Origin of the sequence: Micromonospora sp. C41, from assembly GCF_018070485.1 — a bacterium.
Taxonomy (GTDB): Bacteria; Actinomycetota; Actinomycetes; order Mycobacteriales; family Micromonosporaceae; genus Micromonospora; species Micromonospora chalcea.
The window spans coordinates 53,875-73,692 of record NZ_JAGPXP010000001.1; the positions used below are offsets into that span (position 1 = coordinate 53,875).

A 19,818-nucleotide genomic window follows, 5' to 3' on the forward strand; every position below is an offset into this window, starting at 1 on the left:
ATGTCTACGTCCGCAGACAAGGTCGTCGAGGCGCTTCGCGCGTCGCTCAAGGAGACGGGCCGCCTCCGTCAGCTCAACCAGCAGCTGACCGCCGCCGCCAGGGAGCCGATCGCCATCGTCGCGATGTCCTGCCGCTATCCGGGTGGCGTCGCCAGCCCCGAGCAGCTCTGGGACCTGGTGGCCTCCGGCGGCGACGCGATCGGCGGCTTCCCGACGGACCGGGGCTGGGACCTGGACAACCTGTACGACCCGGACGCCGACCGGGCCGGCCGCTCCACCACCCGCGAGGGCGGCTTCCTCTACGACGCGGCCGACTTCGACGCGGAGTTCTTCGGCATCTCGCCGCGCGAGGCCGTGGCGATGGACCCCCAGCAGCGGCTGCTGCTGGAGACGTCGTGGGAGGCGTTCGAGCACGCCGGCGTCGCGCCCGCCTCGATGCGGGGGCAGAAGGTCGGCGTCTTCGTCGGCACCGCCGCCAACGGCTACGGCATGGGCCCGCAGAGCGAGGCCGAGGGCGCCGACGAGGGCTACCTGCTGACCGGTACGGCCACCAGCGTCGTCTCCGGGCGGATCGCGTACGCCCTCGGCCTGGAGGGCCCCGCGGTCACCGTGGACACCGCCTGCTCGTCGTCGCTGGTCGCCCTGCACCTGGCGTGCCAGGCGCTGCGGCAGGGCGACTTCGACCTGGCCCTGGCCGGCGGCGTGTGCGTCATGGCCACCCCTGGGCCGTTCGTGGGCTTCTCCCGGCAGCGGGGGCTCGCCCCGGACGGCCGGTGCAAGTCGTTCGCCGCCGCCGCCGACGGCACCGGCTGGTCGGAGGGCGTCGGCATCCTGCTGGTGGAGCGGCTGTCGGACGCGCAGCGCAAGGGGCACCCGATCCTCGCCGTGATCCGCGGCAGTGCCGTCAACCAGGACGGCGCGTCCAACGGTCTCACCGCCCCCAACGGGCCGGCCCAGCAGCGGGTGATCCGGCAGGCCCTGGCGAACGCGCGGCTGACCACGGCCGACGTGGACGCCGTCGAGGCGCACGGCACCGGCACCGTCCTCGGTGACCCGATCGAGGCGCAGGCCCTGCTGGCCACGTACGGCCAGGGCCGCCCCGCCGACCGGCCGCTGCTGCTCGGCTCGATCAAGTCGAACATCGGCCACAGCCAGTCGGCCGCCGGCGTGGCCGGTGTGATCAAGATGGTGATGGCGATGCGGCACGGGCTCGTGCCGTCCACCCTGCACGTCGACGAGCCGACGCCGAAGGTGGACTGGTCGGCCGGCGAGGTGTCGCTGGTGACCGAGGCGACGCCGTGGCCCGCGACCGACCGTCCCCGCCGGGCGGCCGTGTCGTCGTTCGGGATCTCCGGCACGAACGCGCACACCATCATCGAGGAACCGCCCGCCCCGGACGCCGCCGACCCCGCCGACACCGGGCCGGCCCCCACCGTCGCCCTGCCGGCGGTGCCCGTGCTGCTCTCCGCCCGCTCCGAGGCAGCGCTCAGCGCGCAGGCGGGTCGCTGGGCCCGGTGGCTGGAGGACGACGAGGCCCTCCGCACCGTGGACGTCGGCTGGTCGTCGGTCGTGTCGCGCTCCGCGCTGGAGCACCGGGCCGTGGTCTCCGCGACCGGCCGTGAGGAGCTGCTGGCCGGGCTGCGTGCCCTGGCCGCCGGGCAGCCGTCCGGCGCGCTGGTCGCCGGGCAGGCCGCCGACCGGGGTCCGCTCGCGGTGCTCTTCTCCGGTCAGGGCGCGCAGCGTGCCGGCATGGGCCGGGAGTTGTACGCGGAGTTCCCGGTCTTCGCCGCCGCGCTGGACGAGGTGTGCGCACAGCTCGACGCGCTGTTGCCGCGCCCGCTCAAGGAGGTGCTGTTCGCACCCGAGGGTTCCGCCGAGGCGGAGCTGCTGGACCGGACGGTGTTCACGCAGGCGGGTCTGTTCGCGGTCGAGGTGGCGTTGTTCCGCCTGGTGGAGTCGTTCGGCGTCGCCCCCGACCTGGTCGGCGGTCACTCGATCGGCGAGGTCACGGCCGCGCATGTGGCGGGGGTGTTGTCGCTGGCGGATGCGTGTGTGTTGGTGGCGGCGCGGGGCCGGTTGATGCAGGCGTTGCCGGCCGGTGGTGGGATGTTGGCCGTCGCGGCGGCCGAGGCCGATGTGCTGGCGACGCTGGACGGCTTGACCGGTGTGGGGGTCGCGGCTGTCAACGGGCCGACGTCGGTGGTGGTCTCCGGTGCGGTGGAGGCGCTCGACGAGGTGGAGCGGGTCTGGCGTGGGCGGGGTGTGCGTACGCGCCGGTTGTCGGTGAGTCATGCGTTCCACAGCCCGTTGATGGAGCCGATGCTGGACGAGTTCCGGGTGGTCCTGGAGGGGTTGACGTTCGAGGCGCCGGCGTTGCCGGTCGTGTCGAACGTGACCGGTGCGCCGGCTGACGTCGACGAGATCCGTAGTCCCGACTACTGGGTGCGGCACGTGCGGGAGGCTGTGCGTTTCGCCGACGGGGTCGCCGCGCTGCGCGCCGCCGGGGTGGACACGTTCCTGGAGATCGGCCCGCGCAGCGTCCTGACCGCGATGGTCGGCGACATCCTGCCCGCCGACGACGGGGTGCTGGCCGTCGCCGCGCAGCGCGCCGACCGCGCCGAGGCGCGGGCCCTGCTCGCCGGCCTCTCCGAGCTGCACGTCAACGGGGTACCCGTCGACTGGGCGGCCCTCTACGCCGGCGCCGGAGCGACCCCGGTCGCCCTGCCCACGTACGCGTTCCAGCGGCAGCGCTACTGGCCCGAGCAGATGCCGGCCTCGGCCACCGGCCCGGTCAGCCCGGACGTGGTGGACGTCGAGTTCTGGTCGGCCGTCGAGCGCTCCGACGTGGCGGCCCTCGCCGCGCAGTTCGGCACCGACGGGGCGGGCGTCCTGGCCCCGGCCCTGCCGGTCCTGTCGTCCTGGCGCAAGGCGCGGCTGCGGGACGCCGTCGTCGACAGCTGGTCGTACCGGGTGGTGTGGAAGCGGACCACCGTCCCCGCACCGCTCACCCCGCCGGGACGCTGGCTGCTCGTGGAGCCCGCCGACGACGCCGCCACGACCGAGTGGGCCGGGGCGCTCGCGGGGGCGCTGAGCGCCGCCGGCGGTGAGGTGTCCCGGCTGGCGGTGGACCCGCTCGCCGAGCGCGACCAGGTGACGTCGCGGCTGGCCGGCGCCGTCAGGGACACCCCGTTCACCGGGATCGTCTCCCTGCTGGGCCTGCTGGAGCGACCCCACCCCGGCCAGCCGGCGGTGCCGCTCGGCACGGCCGCCACGCTGACGCTGGTGCAGGCCCTGCACGCCGCCGACGTCGCGGCACCACTGTGGATGCTCACGCGGGGCGCTGTCGGCACCGGCGACACCGACCCGGTGCGCAGCGTCGCCCAGGGCGGGCTGTGGGGCCTGGCCCGGGTCGCCGGGCTGGAACACCCGCAGCTCTGGGGCGGCCTGGTCGACCTGCCGGACGCGCCCGGGCGCGGCGACTGGGACCACGCGGTGGGCGTCCTGACCGGGGGCGGCCACGAGGACCAGGTTGCCGTGCGGCCCTCCGGCGTCTTCGTGCGGCGCCTGGTGCGCGCCACGCCGGCGGCCGTCGGCACCGTCGACCGCTGGCAGCCGTCCGGCACCGTCCTCGTCACCGGCGGCACCGGGGCGCTCGGCGCGCACGTGGCCCGCTGGGCGGCGGCCAACGGCGCCGAGCACCTCGTGCTGACCAGCCGCCGCGGCGAGCACGCCCCCGGGGCGGCCGAGCTGCGCGACGAACTGACCGCGCTCGGCGCCCGGGTGAGCCTGGTCGCCGCCGACATGGCCGACCGCGCCCGCGTCGAGGCGCTGCTGCGCGACGTCGACGCCGACCCGGCGCCCCTGACCGCGGTGGTGCACGCCGCCGGGGTGGGCCAGCTGAACATGCTCGTCGACACCGACCTCGCCGGCCTGGCCGGGGTGCTCGACGGCAAGATCGCCGGCGCCGTGCACCTGGACGAGCTGCTGGGCGACCGACCGCTCGACGCGTTCGTGCTGTTCTCCTCGATCGCCGGCATCTGGGGCAGCGGCGGCCAGGCCGCGTACGCCGCCGGCAACGCCTTCCTCGACGCCCTCGCCGAGCGGCGCCGCGCCCGCGGCCTGACCGCCACCGCCGTGGCGTGGGGCCCCTGGGCCGACGGCGGCATGGCCAGTGGCGAGGGGCAGGAACTGCTGGCCCGCCGTGGCCTCAGCCCCATGTCGCCGGCCCAGGCCGTGTACGCGCTGCGCAGCGCCGTCGGCCGGGCCGGGCCGGCGGTGACCGTGGCGGACGTCGACTGGTCCCTGTTCACCCCGGCGTTCGCCGCCGCCCGCGCCCGCCCCCTGCTCGACGACATCGCCGAGGCGCGCGACTCCCTGCGCGTGGTCGACGCGGAACCGGAGGGCACCGTCGGCGGCGGGCTGCGGCAGCACCTGCTGACGCTGCCCCGCGCCGAGCAGGACCGCCACCTGACCGAGCTCGTACGCACGCACACCGCCGCCGTGCTCGGCCACTCCGGCACCGAACTGGTCAAGGCCAACCGGGCGTTCAAGGAACTCGGCTTCGACTCGCTGACCGCCGTCGAGCTGCGCAACCGGCTCGGCGCCGCCACCGGCCTCACCCTGCCCACCACCCTGGTCTTCGACTACCCGAACCCGGCCGCCCTCGCCGACCACCTGTCGGCGACGCTGCGCCTGCACGAGGTCGAGACCGTCACCGCCTGGGGCCCCGCCGGGCCGGTCGACGACGACCCGATCGTCATCGTCGGCATGAGCTGCCGCTACCCGGGCGGCGTGGCCAACCCGGACGACCTGTGGGAGCTGGTCGCCACCGGGCGTGACGGCATCAGCGGCTTCCCCGACGACCGCCACTGGGACATGGGCCGGCTGCTGGCCGTCGACGCCGACGGGCAACCCGTCTCACACACCCGCGAGGGCGGCTTCGTCGACGGCGCCACCACATTCGACCCGGGCTTCTTCGGCATCTCGCCGCGCGAGGCCGTCGCCATGGACCCGCAGCAGCGGCTGCTGCTGGAGGCGTCCTGGGAGGCCATGGAGCAGGCCGGCATCGACCCGGAGGAGCTGCGCGGCAGCCGTACCGGCGTCTTCGTGGGCGCCTCCCCGTCGGGCTACGGCACCACCGACACCCCGGCCGAGCTGGCCGGCTACCAGCTCACCGGCGGCGCGCACAGCGTCATCTCGGGCCGGGTGTCGTACACCTTCGGGCTGGAGGGCCCGGCGGTGACGGTCGACACCGCCTGCTCGTCCTCGCTGGTGGCTGTGCACCTGGCCGCCCAGGCGCTGCGCGGCGGCGAATGCGACATGGCGCTGGCAGGCGGCGTCACCGTCATGGTGACGCCCGGCGCCTTCGTCGAGTTCTCCCGCCAGGGCGGCCTCGCCCCGGACGGGCGTTGCAAGTCCTTCGCCGCCGACGCCGACGGCACCGGCTGGTCGGAGGGCGTCGGCGTGCTGCTCGTCCAGCGCCTCTCCGACGCCCGGCGGCAGGGCCGCCAGGTGCTCGCCGTGCTCGCCGGCAGCGCCGTCAACCAGGACGGCGCGTCCAACGGTCTCACCGCACCCAACGGGCCGGCCCAGCAGCGGGTGATCCGGCAGGCCCTCGCGAACGCGCGGCTGACCACGGCCGACGTGGACGCCGTCGAGGCGCACGGCACCGGCACCGTCCTCGGTGACCCGATCGAGGCGCAGGCCCTGCTGGCCACGTACGGCCAGGGCCGCCCCGCCGACCGGCCGCTGCTGCTCGGCTCGATCAAGTCGAACATCGGCCACAGCCAGGCCGCCGCCGGCGTCGCCGGCATGATCAAAATGGTGCAGGCGATGCGGTACGGCCTGCTCCCACGGACCCTGCACCTCGACGAGCCGACCCCTCACGTGGACTGGTCCGCCGGCGCGGTCTCCCTGCTCACCGAGGCGCGCCCCTGGCCGGCGGTGGACCGGCCTCGCCGGGCCGCCGTGTCGTCGTTCGGCATCAGCGGTACGAACGTGCACCTGATCCTGGAGCAGCCGCCCACGCCGACCGACGCGGACGAGCCGGCCGACGGCGACGAGCCGGTCACCGGTGACGAGCCGTCCCGGGTGCCGGCGGTGCTGCCGCTGCTGCTGTCGGCCCGCGACGCGGCCGGGCTGTCGGCGCAGGCCGGCCGCTGGGCGCAGTGGCTCGGCGGCACCGGGGCCCCGCGCCCGCTCGACGTGGCGTGGTCGTCGGTGGCGTCGCGTTCCGTACTGGAGCACCGGGCCGTCGTGTGCGGGGCGAGCCGGGACGAACTGCTGGCGGGCCTCGAAGCCGTGTCGGCGGGCGAGGTCTCGGCCGGCGTGCTCACCGGCCCGGGCGGCCAGCGCGGCCAGTTGGCGCTGCTGTTCTCGGGTCAGGGTGCGCAGCGCGCCGGGATGGGTCGGGAGTTGTCCGCCCTGTTCCCGGTGTTCGCCGCCGCGTTGGACGAGGTGTGCAGTCACCTGGATCCGTTGTTGCCGCGTCCGCTCAAGGAGGTGCTGTTCGCTGAGGCGGGTAGTGCTGAGGCGGAGTTGCTGGATCAGACGGTGTTCACGCAGGCGGGGTTGTTCGCGGTCGAGGTGGCGTTGTTCCGCCTGGTGGAGTCGTTCGGGATTGTTCCCGACATGCTGGCTGGTCACTCGATCGGCGAGGTGACGGCGGCGCATGTCGCGGGCGTGTTGTCCCTGGCGGACGCGTGTCAGTTGGTGGCGGCGCGGGGTCGGTTGATGCAGGCGCTGCCGGCCGGTGGCGGGATGCTGGCGGTGGCCGCCGACGAGGCTGCGGTGGTGGAGTCTCTCGCGGGGCTGACCGGCAGGGTTGGTATCGCGGCGGTTAACGGGCCTGCCGCTGTGGTGGTATCGGGTGCCGTCGAGGCCCTGGACGAGGTGGAGCGGGTCTGGCGGGAGCGGGGCGTGCGCACTCGCCGGCTGACGGTGAGCCATGCGTTCCACAGTCCGTTGATGGAGCCGATGCTGGCCGATTTCCGCGCGGTCCTGCACGGCCTCACCTTTGCCACGCCGCTGCTGCCGGTGGTGTCGAACGTGACCGGGGCCCTGGCCGGCGACGAGATCCGCACGGCCGACTATTGGGTGCGGCATGTGCGCGAGGCGGTGCGCTACGCCGACGGGATCACCGCTCTGCGGGCTGCCGGGGTGGACACGTTCCTGGAGATCGGTCCGCAGAGCGTCCTGACCGCCATGAACGCCGACGTGCTGCCCGACGACGACGCCGTGCTGGCGGTGGCTGTGCAGCGCCGGGACCGTCCGGAGGCGCAGGCGTTGCTGCACGCCCTGGCCGAGTTGCACGTGCACGGGATGCCGGTGACCTGGGCACAGTGGTTCGCCGAGACCGGCGCGCGGCGGGTCGACCTGCCCACGTACGCCTTCCAGCGGGAGCGGTACTGGCTGCCGCCCACCGGCCAGTCCGCCGACGTCTCCGGGGCCGGCCTCGGCGTGGCGCGGCACCCGCTGCTCGGCGCGGCGGTGTCGGTCGCCGGCGAGGACATGGTGGTGCTGACCGGCCGGCTGTCGGTGTCGACGCACCCGTGGCTCGCCGACCACATCGTCTCCGGCGCCGTGGTGGTGCCGGGCACCGCGCTGGTGGACCTCGTCGTCCGCGCGGGCGACGAGGTCGGCGCGTCCCGCGTCCGCGAGCTGACCGTCCTCGCCCCGCTCGTGCTGCCCGCCACCGGCGGCGGGGTACGGGTCCAGGTCCGGGTCGGTCCCGTCGATGGGACCGGCAGCCGCTCGGTGACCGTGCACTCCCAGCCCGAGGACGACTCCGAGTCGGGCTGGACCCGGCACGCCGACGGCCTCGTCGGCGTCCCCACTGCCGACGAGCCCACCCCGGGCGCCTGGCCGCCACCCGGCGCGTCCGAGGTGGACGTCACCGGCTGGTACGCGACGGTCGCCGAGCACGGGCTCGCGTACGGGCCGGTCTTCCGGGGCCTGCGCCGGGCGTGGACCGCCGACGGCGAGGTGTTCGCCGAGGTCGCCCTCCCCGACGAGGTCACCGGTGACCCGGCGGGCTTCGGGGTGCACCCGGCGTTGCTGGACGCCGCCCTGCACCCCGTCGGGCTGCTGCCCGCCGACCAGTCGGGCGGCGGTCCCCGGGTGCCGTTCGCGTTCGAGGGTGTGCAGGTCCACGCCGTCGGCGCCCGGACGCTCCGGGTCCGCCTCACCGCCTCCGGCAACTCGGTGCGGCTGGTCGCCGCCGACGAGACGGGCGTGCCCGTGGTGTCGGTGGACTCGCTGGCACTGCGCGAGATGACCGGCCTGGCGGCCGCGCCGGACGAGGCGTACCGATCCCTGTTCGAGGTCTCCTGGCAGCCCGAGCAGATCGCCGCGCCCGACGGCGCGTACGGCTGGGCCGTGCTCGGTGACCGCCCGCTCGACGGCGCGCCGCAGCTCCCGGCGTACGCCGACGTCGCCGCTCTGACCACGGCGGCGACGGACGGCACCGCCCCGGCGGCGCTGCTGCTACCCGTCACCCCGGCGACCTCCGGGACGGACGTGCCCGACGCGGTGCGCTCCGCCACGACGGACGTCCTCGGCGTGGTGCAGGCGTGGCTGGCGGCCGAGCCGCTGGCGGACTCGCGGCTGGTCGTCGTGACCCGCGGCGCCGTGACCACCGGCGCCGACGACCGCGTCAGCGACCTGGCGGGGGCGGCGGTCTGGGGCCTGCTGCGCTCGGCCCAGTCGGAGCACCCCGGCCGGCTCGTGCTGGCCGACCTGGAACCCGGCGCCGACCTGGACGCCGACCTGCTGGCCCTGCTCGCCGCCGCCGACGACCCCGACCTCGGCGGGCAGGTCGCGGTGCGTTCGGGTACGGCGTACCTGCCGCGGCTGGTCCGCGCCACGGGCGCCGCGCGGACCCCGGCGACCCTCGGCGGGGGAACCGTTCTCGTCACCGGCGGCACCGGATCGCTGGGCGCCCTGGTGTCCGAACACCTCGTCACCGCCTACGGCGTGCGTTCGCTGGTGCTGGCGTCCCGGCAGGGCCCGGCGGCTCCCGGAGCCGACGAGCTGGTGCGGCGGCTGACCGCGCTGGGCGCGACCGCCCGCGTGGTCGCCACGGACGTGACCGACCGTGAGCGCGTCGGCGAGCTGGTCCGGTCCATCACCGCCGACGACCGCCTGGCCGGGGTGGTCCACACCGCCGGCGTCCTCGACGACGGCATCGTCAGCGGGATCACCGCCGACCGGCTGGCGGACGTGCTGGCCCCGAAGGTCACGGCGGGCTGGTGGCTGCACGAGGCGACTGCCGAGCTGGACCTCGACCTGTTCGTGCTCTTCTCCTCCGTCGCCGGGGTGCTCGGCTCTCCCGGCCAGGCCGCGTACGCGGCCGGCAACGCCTTCCTGGACGCCCTCGCCGTGCTGCGGGCGCAGCGCGGGCTGCCCGCCGTCAGCCTCGCGTGGGGCATGTGGGACACCGACGGCATGGCCGCGTCGATCAACGACACCGACCGGGCGCGGGTGACCCGGGCCGGTCTGGTCCCGATGACCGCCCCGGTCGGGCTCGGGATGTGGGACGCCGCCCTGACCCACGGCGGCGCGGCGCTGGTGCCGGCCGTTGTCGACCTGCCCGCCATGCGGGCACGGACCGCCGCCGGCCGGGTGCCGGTGATGCTGCGGGGCCTGGTGGGACCGGCCGCGAAGCGTCGCCGCTCCGGCACCGGCGCGTGGGCCGACCGGCTGGCCGGCCTCGACCCGCAGGAGGCGCGTACGCAGGTGGCCCTGCTGGTGCGCGGGATGATCGCGCAGGTGCTCGGCCACGGCGGCGCCGAGGCGGTGCCGGCGGACCGGGCGTTCCGGGAACTGGGCTTCGACTCGCTGACCGCCGTCGAGCTGCGCAACCGGATCAACAGCGCGAGCGGACTGCGGCTCACGTCGACGCTCGTCTTCGACTACCCGACCCCCGCTGCCCTGTCGGAGCACCTGTACGAGCAGCTGTCCGGCCAGGTCGCCGAGCAGCAGCGGGCCGTGCGGGCGACAAACGTCGACGAGCCGATCGCCATCGTGGGCATGGCCTGCCGCTACCCGGGCGGCGTGACGAACCCGCAGCAGCTGTGGGACCTGGTCGCCGCCGGCGCCGACGGTATCGGCGAGTTCCCCACCGACCGGGGCTGGGACCTCGACCGGCTCTTCCACCCCGACCCGGACAACCCCGGGACGTCGTACACCCGCCACGGTGGCTTCCTGTACGGGGCCGCCGAGTTCGACCCGGACTTCTTCGGCATCTCGCCGCGCGAGGCGATCGCCATGGACCCGCAGCAGCGACTGCTGCTGGAGGCGTCCTGGGAGACGTTCGAGTCGGCCGGCCTCGACCCGTCGCGGCTACGTGGCAGCCGGACCGGCGTCTTCGCCGGGCTCATGTACCACGACTACGCCTCCGGCGTGCAGGACCTGCCCGAGGGCGTGGGCGGCTACCTCGGCACCGGCACCTCCGGCAGCGTGCTGTCCGGCCGGGTCGCGTACACGTTCGGCCTGGAAGGCCCGGCGGTCACTGTCGACACGGCGTGCTCGTCGTCGCTGGTGGCGTTGCACCTCGCGGTGCAGGCACTGCGCGGCGGCGAGTGCGATCTCGCGCTGGCCGGTGGCGTGACGGTGATGGCGACGCCCGGCACGTTCATCGAGTTCTCCCGCCAGCGGGGCCTGTCGCAGGACGGTCGCTGCAAGTCGTTCGCGGCGTCGGCGGACGGCACGGGCTGGTCAGAGGGCGTCGGCGTGCTGCTGGTGCAACGACTCTCCGACGCGCAGCGGGAGGGCCGGCGGATCCTGGCGGTGGTACGGGGCAGCGCCGTGAACCAGGACGGCGCGTCGAACGGGCTGACTGCCCCCAACGGCCCGTCGCAGCAGCGGGTCATCCGGCAGGCCCTGGCGAACGCCCGGCTCACCACCGCCGACGTGGACGCCGTCGAGGCGCACGGCACCGGCACGACCCTGGGTGACCCGATCGAGGCGCAGGCCCTGCTGGCGACGTACGGGCAGGACCGGCCCGCCGACCGGCCGCTGTGGCTGGGCTCGATCAAGTCGAACATCGGCCACACCCAGGCCGCCGCCGGGGCGGCCGGCATCATCAAGATGATCATGGCGATGCGGCACGGGGTGCTGCCGTCGACGCTGCACGTCGACGAGCCGTCCCCGCACATCGAGTGGAGCGCCGGGGCGGTCTCCCTGCTCACCGAGGCCCGCGACTGGCCCGCGGCGGGCCGGCCCCGTCGCGCCGCGATCTCGTCGTTCGGCGTCAGCGGCACCAACGCGCACGTGATCATCGAGCAGCCCCCCGCCGAAGCGGAGCCCACCCGGGGCGAGCACGCGCCGACGCCCGCCGCCGGGTCGCTGCCGACGCCCGTGCTGCTCTCGGCCCGCTCCGAGGCCGCCGTCGCGGCGCAGGCCGACCGCTGGGCCCGCTGGATCGCCGACGACGAGAAACTGCGCCCCGCCGACGTCGGCTGGTCGTCGACAGTCAGCCGGGCCGTGCTGGAGCACCGTGCGGTGGTCACCGCGACGGGCCGGGACGAACTGCTGGCCGGGCTGCGGGCGCTCGCTGCCGGTGAGCCGGCCGCCGCCGTGGCAACGGGGACCGGCACGACGCGTACGCAGCTGGCCGTGCTCTTCTCCGGCCAGGGTGCGCAGCGTGCGGGGATGGGCCGGGAGTTGTCCGCCCTGTTCCCCGTGTTCGCGACCGCGTTGGACGAGGTGTGTGGACACCTCGATCCGTTGTTGCCGCGTCCGTTGCGGGAGGTGCTGTTCGCCGAGGCGGGCACCGCCGAGGCGGGGTTGCTGGATCAGACGGTGTTCACGCAGGCCGGGTTGTTCGCGGTCGAGGTGGCGTTGTTCCGCCTGGTGGAGTCGTTCGGGGTCGTGCCCGACGTGGTGGCTGGTCACTCGATCGGTGAGGTGACCGCGGCGTATGTGGCCGGGGTGTTGTCCCTGGCCGACGCGTGCGTCCTCGTGGCCGCGCGGGGTCGGTTGATGCAGGCGTTGCCCACGGGCGGCGGCATGCTGGCCGTGGCCGCCGACGAGGCTGCGGTGGCGGAGTCTCTCGCCGGGATGACCGGCCGCCTCGGTATCGCGGCCGTCAACGGGCCTGCCGCCGTCGTCGTCTCCGGTGCCGTCGAGGCCCTGGACGAGGTGGAGCGGGTCTGGCGCGACCGGGGCGTGCGGACCCGCCGGCTCACCGTCAGCCACGCGTTCCACAGCCCGCTGATGGAGCCGATGCTCGACGAGTTCCGCGCCGTCCTGGCGGGGCTGGCGTTCCGGGCGCCGCTGCTGCCGGTGGTGTCGAACCTGACCGGCGCGCTCGCCGACCCGCAGGAGATCACCCGCGCCGAGTACTGGGTGCGGCACGTGCGGGAGGCCGTCCGCTACGCCGACGGCATCGCCGCCCTGCGGGCCACCGGGGTCGACACCTTCCTGGAGATCGGCCCGCAGAGCGTCCTGACCGCTATGAACGCCGACCTGCTCGCCGATGACGCGCTGGCGGTGGCCGTCCAGCGTCGGGACCGGCCCGCCCCGCAGGCACTGCTGTACGCCCTCGCCGACCTGCACGTCCACGGTGTCCCGGTGACCTGGACGCAGTGGTTCACCGACGCCGGCGCCGCCCGGGTCGACCTGCCCACGTACGCCTTCCAGCACCAGCGGTACTGGCTCGGCGCGGGCCAGACGCGTACCGCCGACGTGTCCGGGGCGGGCCTCGGCGTCGCCGGGCACCCGCTGCTCGGCGCGGCGGTCTCTGTGGCCGGCGAGGACATGGTGGTGCTGACCGGCCGGCTCTCGACGTCGACGCACGCGTGGCTCGCGGACCACATCGTCTCCGGCGCCGTGGTGGTGCCGGGCACCGCGCTGGTGGAACTGGCGGTGCGGGCGGGTGACGAGGTGGGCGCGTCGCGGGTGCGGGAGCTGACCGTGGCCGCGCCGCTGGTGCTGCCGGAGTCCGGCGCGGTGCGGGTGCAGGTGCGCGTCGGCGCGGCCGACGAGACCGGCACCCGGGTCGTGGCGGTGCACTCGCAGTCCGAGGGTGATCCGGAGGCTGACTGGGTGCGGCATGCGGAGGGCGTGCTGGAGCCGGCGTCGGCCGACGAGCCGGGCGTGGGGGAGTGGCCGCCGGTCGGTGCGTCCGAGGTGGACGTGGCGGGCTGGTATCCGGTGCTTGCGGAGCGTGGCCTGTCGTACGGGCCGGTGTTCCGGGGGCTGCGCCGGGTGTGGACGGGCGGCGACGAGGTGTTCGCCGAGGTGGCGTTGCCGGATGAGGTGGCGACGGAGGCGGCGCGCTTCGGTGTGCACCCGGCGCTGCTGGATGCGGCGCTGCATCCGATCGGGCTGCTGGTGGGTGCGGAGGGTCCGGGTGGGCCGCGGGTGCCGTTCGCGTTCGAGGGTGTGCAGGTGTATGCCTCGGGCGCGCGGGTGCTGCGGGTCCGGCTGTCGCGTAAGGGCTCGGCGGTGCGTCTGGTCGCGTGCGACGAGTCGGGCGCGGCCGTGGTCTCGGTCGACTCCCTCGCCCTGCGCGAGCTGACCGGCGTGACCACGGCGGGCGCGGCAGCCCGCGCGATGTTCGAACTCACCTGGCAGGCCGAGGAGATCGCCGCCACCGGGGACCTCTCCGGGTGGGCGCTGGTCGGCTCGCCGGCAACCGCCGACCTGCCGGCGTACGGCGACGTCGAGGCGCTCGTCGCGGCGGTCGACGCCGGCCGGACGGTCGCACCGAGGGCGCTGCTGCTGCCGCTCGACGCGCCGGAGAGCGCCGTCCCCGACGCGGTACGCGCGGCGACCACGGCCGTGCTGGCGACCGTGCGGTCCTGGCTGGCGGCGGACGCGCTGGCGGAGTCGCGGCTGGTGGTGGTGACCCGGGGCGCGGTGTCGGTGGCGGCGGACGATCGGGTGTCCGACCTGGCAGGTGCGGCGGTGTGGGGTCTGCTGCGTTCGGCGCAGTCGGAGCACCCGGGCCGCATCGTGCTGGCGGACGTGGACGGCGACGTGGACGCCGGGCTGCTGGGTGTGCTGACCACGGTGGCCGACGAGCCGGTGGCGTTCGGTGGTCAGGTCGCGGTGCGTGCGGGTGAGGTGTTCGTGCCGCGTCTGGTGCGTGCGGTCGCCCCGGCGTCGGTGGAGACGCCGGTCGTGGGTGACGGTGCGGTGCTGGTGACCGGTGGTACGGGTGCGCTCGGGGCGTTGGTGGCGGAGCATCTGGTGTCGGCGCATGGTGTGCGGTCGCTGGTGCTGGTGTCGCGGCGTGGTCCGGAAGCCGCCGGTGCGGGCGAGCTGTCGGAGCGGCTGTCGGCGCTGGGTGCGTCGGTGCGGGTCGTTGCCTGTGACGTGACGGACCGGGACCAGGTGTTCGGTCTGGTGGCGGAGGTCGTTGCCGGGGGTCGGCTGGCGGGTGTGGTGCACACCGCTGGTGTGTTGGATGACGGGGTGATCGAGCGGGTCACCGAGGAGCGTCTGGCAAGGGTGTTGGCGCCGAAGGTGTCGGCGGGTTGGTTCCTGCATGAGGCGACGGCGGGTCTGGATCTGGATCTGTTCGTGGTGTTCTCGTCGGTTGCTGGTGTGTTGGGTTCGCCGGGTCAGTCGGCGTACGCGGCGGGTAACGCGTTCCTGGACGGGTTGGCGGTCCACCGGCGGCAGCTCGGGTTGCCTGCGGTGAGTCTGGCGTGGGGGATGTGGGACACGGCCGGCATGGCCGCCTCGATCGACGAGGCGGACCGGGCGCGGTCCGCGCGGGCGGGTCTGACACCGATGAGCGCCGAGATCGGGCTGGAACTCTTCGACGCCGCCCTGGTGGCGGAGCGGCCGGCGTTGGTGCCGGCTGTGATCGACGTACCGGCGATGCGCGCAGCGCTCGGCGCCGGCCCGGCGCCGGCCGTGCTGCGTACCCTGATCGGGTCGACGGCGGCCCGGCGACGGGCCGCGCGGAGCGGCGACTGGGCCAACCAGCTCGCGGGCCTGGCGCCCGACGAGGCACGCGCCCAGATCGACGTGCTGGTGCGCGGCCTGGTCGCGCAGGTGCTGGGGCACGGTGGTGCGGAGTCGGTGCCGGCGGACCGGGCGTTCCGGGAGCTGGGCTTCGACTCACTGACGGCGGTGGACCTGCGTAACCGGTTGAACGCGGCCACCGGGCTGCGGCTGGCCTCGACGCTGGTCTTCGACTACCCGACCCCGGCCGTGCTCGCCGACCACCTGCACGAGCAGGTCTCCGGGCAGATCACCGCCCGCCAGACGGCGGTGCTCACCGCCGGCACCGACGAGCCGATCGCGATCGTGGGCATGGCCTGCCGCTACCCCGGTGGCGTCGACAGTCCGGACCAGCTGTGGGCGTTGCTGGCCGGCGGCGGCGACGGGATCTCGGAGTTCCCCACCGATCGCGGCTGGGACCTGGAGAGCCTGTTCGACCCGGACCCGGAGCACAGCGGCACGTCGTACACGCGCCATGGTGGTTTCCTGTACGGGGCGGCGGAGTTCGACCCGGGCTTCTTCGGTATCTCGCCGCGCGAGGCCCTGGCGATGGATCCGCAGCAGCGGTTGCTGCTGGAGGCGTCGTGGGAGTCGTTCGAGTCGGCGGGGCTTGATCCGCAGCGGTTGCGGGGCAGCCGGACGGGTGTGTTCGCCGGTGTCATGTACCACGACTACGCCTCCCGCCTGATGGACCTGCCGCCGGACGCCGAGGGCTTCGTCGGCACGGGCACGTCGGGCAGCGTGCTGTCCGGTCGGGTCGCCTACACCTTCGGGCTGGAGGGGCCGGCGGTCACCGTCGACACGGCGTGCTCGTCGTCGCTGGTGGCGCTGCACCTCGCCGCGCAGGCGCTGCGTTCCGGCGAGTGCGATCTGGCGTTGGCCGGTGGTGTGACGGTGATGGCGACGCCGGGCACGTTCATCGAGTTCTCCCGGCAGCGCGGCCTGTCGGCCGACGGCCGCTGCAAGTCGTTCGCGGCGTCCGCCGACGGCACCGGCTGGTCCGAGGGCGTCGGCGTGCTGCTGGTGCAGCGGCTCTCCGACGCCCAGCGCGAGGGCCGGAAGATCTACGCCGTGGTGCGGGGCACGGCCGTGAACCAGGACGGTGCGTCGAACGGGCTGACGGCGCCGAACGGTCCGTCGCAGCAGCGGGTGATCCGGCAGGCGTTGGCGAACGCGCGGCTCACTGCGGCCGACGTGGACGCCGTGGAGGCGCACGGTACGGGTACGACGCTGGGTGACCCGATCGAGGCGCAGGCCGTCCTGGCCACGTACGGGCAGGACCGGCAGGGGCGGGAGCCGTTGTGGCTCGGCTCGGTCAAGTCGAACATCGGGCACACGCAGGCCGCCGCCGGTGTGGCTGGTGTGATCAAGATGGTCATGGCGATGCGCCACGGCGTCGTCCCGCCGACCCTGCACGTGGATGAGCCGTCCCCACACATCGACTGGACGGCCGGGGCGGTGGCCCTCGCGACCGAGCCCACCCCGTGGCCGGCCGTGGACCGGCCGCGTCGGGCGGCGGTGTCGTCGTTCGGGATCTCCGGCACGAACGCGCATGTGATCATCGAGCAGCCGCCTGCCGAGGTGGTTGAGGGGGAGGTCGTCGCCCGCGACGTGCCGCCGGTCGTGCCGGTGCTGCTGTCGGCCCGCGACGCCGCCGCGCTGTCGGCGCAGGCAGGCCGGTGGGCGCGCTGGCTGACCGTCGACGAGGCCCCGCGTCCGCTGGACGTGGCCTGGTCCTCCGTCACCACCCGGCCCGCGCTGGAACACCGGGCGGTCGTCACCGCCGCCGACCGGGACGACCTGGTCGCGGCGTTGACCGCCCTCGCCGACGGCGACCCCACCGGTACGGTCGTCTCCGGCGCCACCGGCCAGCGTGGCCAGCTCGCGCTGCTCTTCTCCGGCCAGGGCGCGCAGCGCGCCGGGATGGGCCGGGAGCTGTCGGCCGGGTTCCCGGTGTTCGCCGCCGCGCTGGACGAGGTGTGTGCGCACCTCGATCCGCTGCTGCCGCGTCCGCTCAAGGACGTGCTGTTCGCGTCGGAGGGTTCCGCTGAGGCGGGGTTGCTGGATCAGACGGTGTTCACGCAGGCCGGGTTGTTCGCGGTCGAGGTGGCGCTGTTCCGTCTGGTGGAGTCGTTCGGGATCGTGCCGGACATGCTGGCTGGTCACTCGATCGGTGAGGTGACGGCGGCGCATGTCGCGGGCGTGTTGTCCCTGGCCGACGCGTGTCAGCTCGTCGCCGCGCGGGGTCGGTTGATGCAGGCGCTGCCCACGGGCGGCGGCATGCTGGCCGTGGCCGCCGATGAGGCTGCGGTGGTCGAGTCGATCGTCGGGATGACCGGCCGCCTCGGTATCGCGGCCGTCAACGGGCCTGCCGCCGTCGTCGTCTCGGGTGCCGTCGAGGCCCTGGACGAGGTGGAGCGGGTCTGGCGGGAGCGGGGCGTGCGCACTCGCCGGCTGACGGTGAGCCACGCGTTCCACAGCCCGCTGATGGAGCCGATGCTGGCCGATTTCCACGCGGTCCTGCACGGCCTCACCTTTGCCACGCCGCTGCTGCCGGTCGTGTCGAACGTGACCGGGGCCCTGGCCGACGCAGGCGAGATCTGCACGCCGGAGTATTGGGTGCGGCATGTGCGCGAGGCGGTGCGCTTCGCCGATGGGATCGCCGCTGTGCGGGCTGCCGGTGTGGACACGTTCCTGGAGGTCGGCCCGCAGAGCGTCCTGACCGCGATGACCGCCGACCTGCTGCCCGACGACGACGGTGTGCTGGCCGTCGCGGTGCAGCGCCGGGACCGTCCGGAGGCGCACGCGCTGCTGCACGCCCTGGCCGAGCTGCACGTACACGGGATGCCGGTGACCTGGACGCAGTGGTTCGCCGACACCGGCGCGCGCCGCGTCGACCTGCCCACGTACGCCTTCCAGCACCAGCGCTACTGGCCCACCGCCGGCCGGGCGCGTACGGGCGACGTGTCCGGGGCCGGACTCGGCCGCACCGGGCACCCGCTGCTCGGCGCGACAGTGGACCTGGCCGGCGACGACGAGATGGTGCTGACCGGCCGGCTCTCCCTGACCACGCACCCGTGGCTGGCCGACCACACGGTCTCCGGGCTGACGCTCGTACCCGGCACGGCCCTGGTCGAGCTGGCCGTACGGGCCGGCGACGAGGTGGGCCTCTCCCGGCTGCGGGAGCTGACCATGGCCGCCCCGCTGATGCTCCCCGAATCCGGCGGCGTACGCATTCAGGTGCGGGTGTCCACGTCGGAGTCGCCGCAACGTCCCGTCGCCGTCTACTCCCGCCCCGACGACGATCCCGAGGCGGGCTGGACCCGGCACGCGGAGGGTGTGCTGGAGGCGTCCACCGCCGACGAGCCCGACACGATCACCTGGCCCCCCGCCCCGACGTCGGAGGTGGACCTCGCGGGGTGGTACGCGACGCTGGCGGAGCACGGCCTGGCGTACGGGCCGGTCTTCCAGGGACTCCAGCGCGCCTGGGTCGGCCGCGACGAACTGTTCGCCGAGGTGGCCCTGCCGGAGGCCGCCGCCACGGAGAGCGCCGGATTCGGCGTGCACCCGGCGCTGCTGGACGCCGCCCTGCACCCGATCGGGCTGCTGCTCGGTGGCGAGGAATCGAGCGGACCACGGGTGCCGTTCGCCTTCGAGGGCGTGCAGGTCCACGCCGCAGGCGCGGGGACGCTGCGGGTGCGGCTGACCCGCGACGGCTCCGGGCTGCGGCTGGCCGCGTACGACGAGGTGGGCGCGCCGGTCGTGTCGATGGACTCCCTCGTCCTGCGAGAGCTGACCGGCGCGGCCGCGCCGGGCGTGGCCTCGCGGTCGCTGTTCGAGCTGCGGTGGCCGGCCGTGCAGACCGCACCCGCCGGGGAGCTTTCCGGATGGGCGCTGGTGACCGGCGGCCTGGAGCTGCCGGCACCGGTAGGAATGCCCACGTACGCCGACGTGGCGACGGTCACGGGGAAGGAGTCCGTCCCCCGGACGCTGCTGCTGCCGGTGTTCCCCGCGCCCGGCGCGGCGACGCCGGAGTCGGTCCGGGCAGTGACCTCGGACGTGCTGGCGACGGTGCAGTCCTGGCTCGCGGCGGACGCCCTGGCGGACTCGCGGCTCGTGGTCGTGACCCGGGGTGCGGTGTCGATCGGCGACGGCGACCGGGTGACCGACCTGGCGAGCGCGGCGGTGTGGGGTCTGCTGCGTTCGGCGCAGTCGGAGCACCCGGGCCGCATGGTCCTCGCGGACGTCGACGGCGACCTGGACGCCGCGCTGGTTGCCCTGCTGGACGGCGTCCTGCGGGAACCGGCCATGACCGGCGGCCAGCTCGCCGTCCGCGAGGGCGCGGTGTACTCGCCGCGCCTGGTCCGGGCCGGCATCACGGCCGCGCAGACGCCCAGCCTGGGTGACGGCGCGGTGCTGGTGACCGGCGGTACGGGTGCGCTCGGGGCGCTGGTCGCGGAGCACCTGGTGTCGGTGCACGGCGTGCGGTCGCTGGTGCTCGTGTCGCGGCGCGGTCCGGAAGCCGCCGGTGCGGGCGAGATGTCGGAGCGGCTGTCCGCGCTGGGCGCGTCCGTGCGGATCGCCGCCTGTGACGTGACCGACCGGGACCAGGTCGGCGCTTTGGTTGCCGAGGTCACCGCCGAGGGTCGGCTGGCGGGTGTCGTGCACACCGCCGGCGTCCTGGACGACGGTGTCGTGGAGGGGCTGACGGCGGCGCGGCTGGCCGGGGTGTTGGCGCCGAAGGTGTCGGCGGGTTGGTTCCTGCACGAGGCGACGGCGGGTCTGGATCTGGATCTGTTCGTGGTGTTCTCGTCGGTGGCGGGTGTGCTCGGCTCGCCCGGTCAGTCGGCGTACGCGGCG

Annotated in this window: 1 protein-coding gene (only partly in view); it reads left to right on the top strand. The window is 74.9% G+C overall.

The genetic code is table 11. From position 1 onward, the window contains the following. On the top strand, nt 1-19,818 hold the 5' portion of the coding sequence (locus KBX43_RS00040; RefSeq protein WP_210882093.1) for a type I polyketide synthase. Its footprint extends 10,002 nt past the window's final position; 19,818 of the gene's 29,820 nt are visible here — the first part of the coding sequence; it begins with the start codon at nt 1-3; its stop codon lies off the right edge, out of view.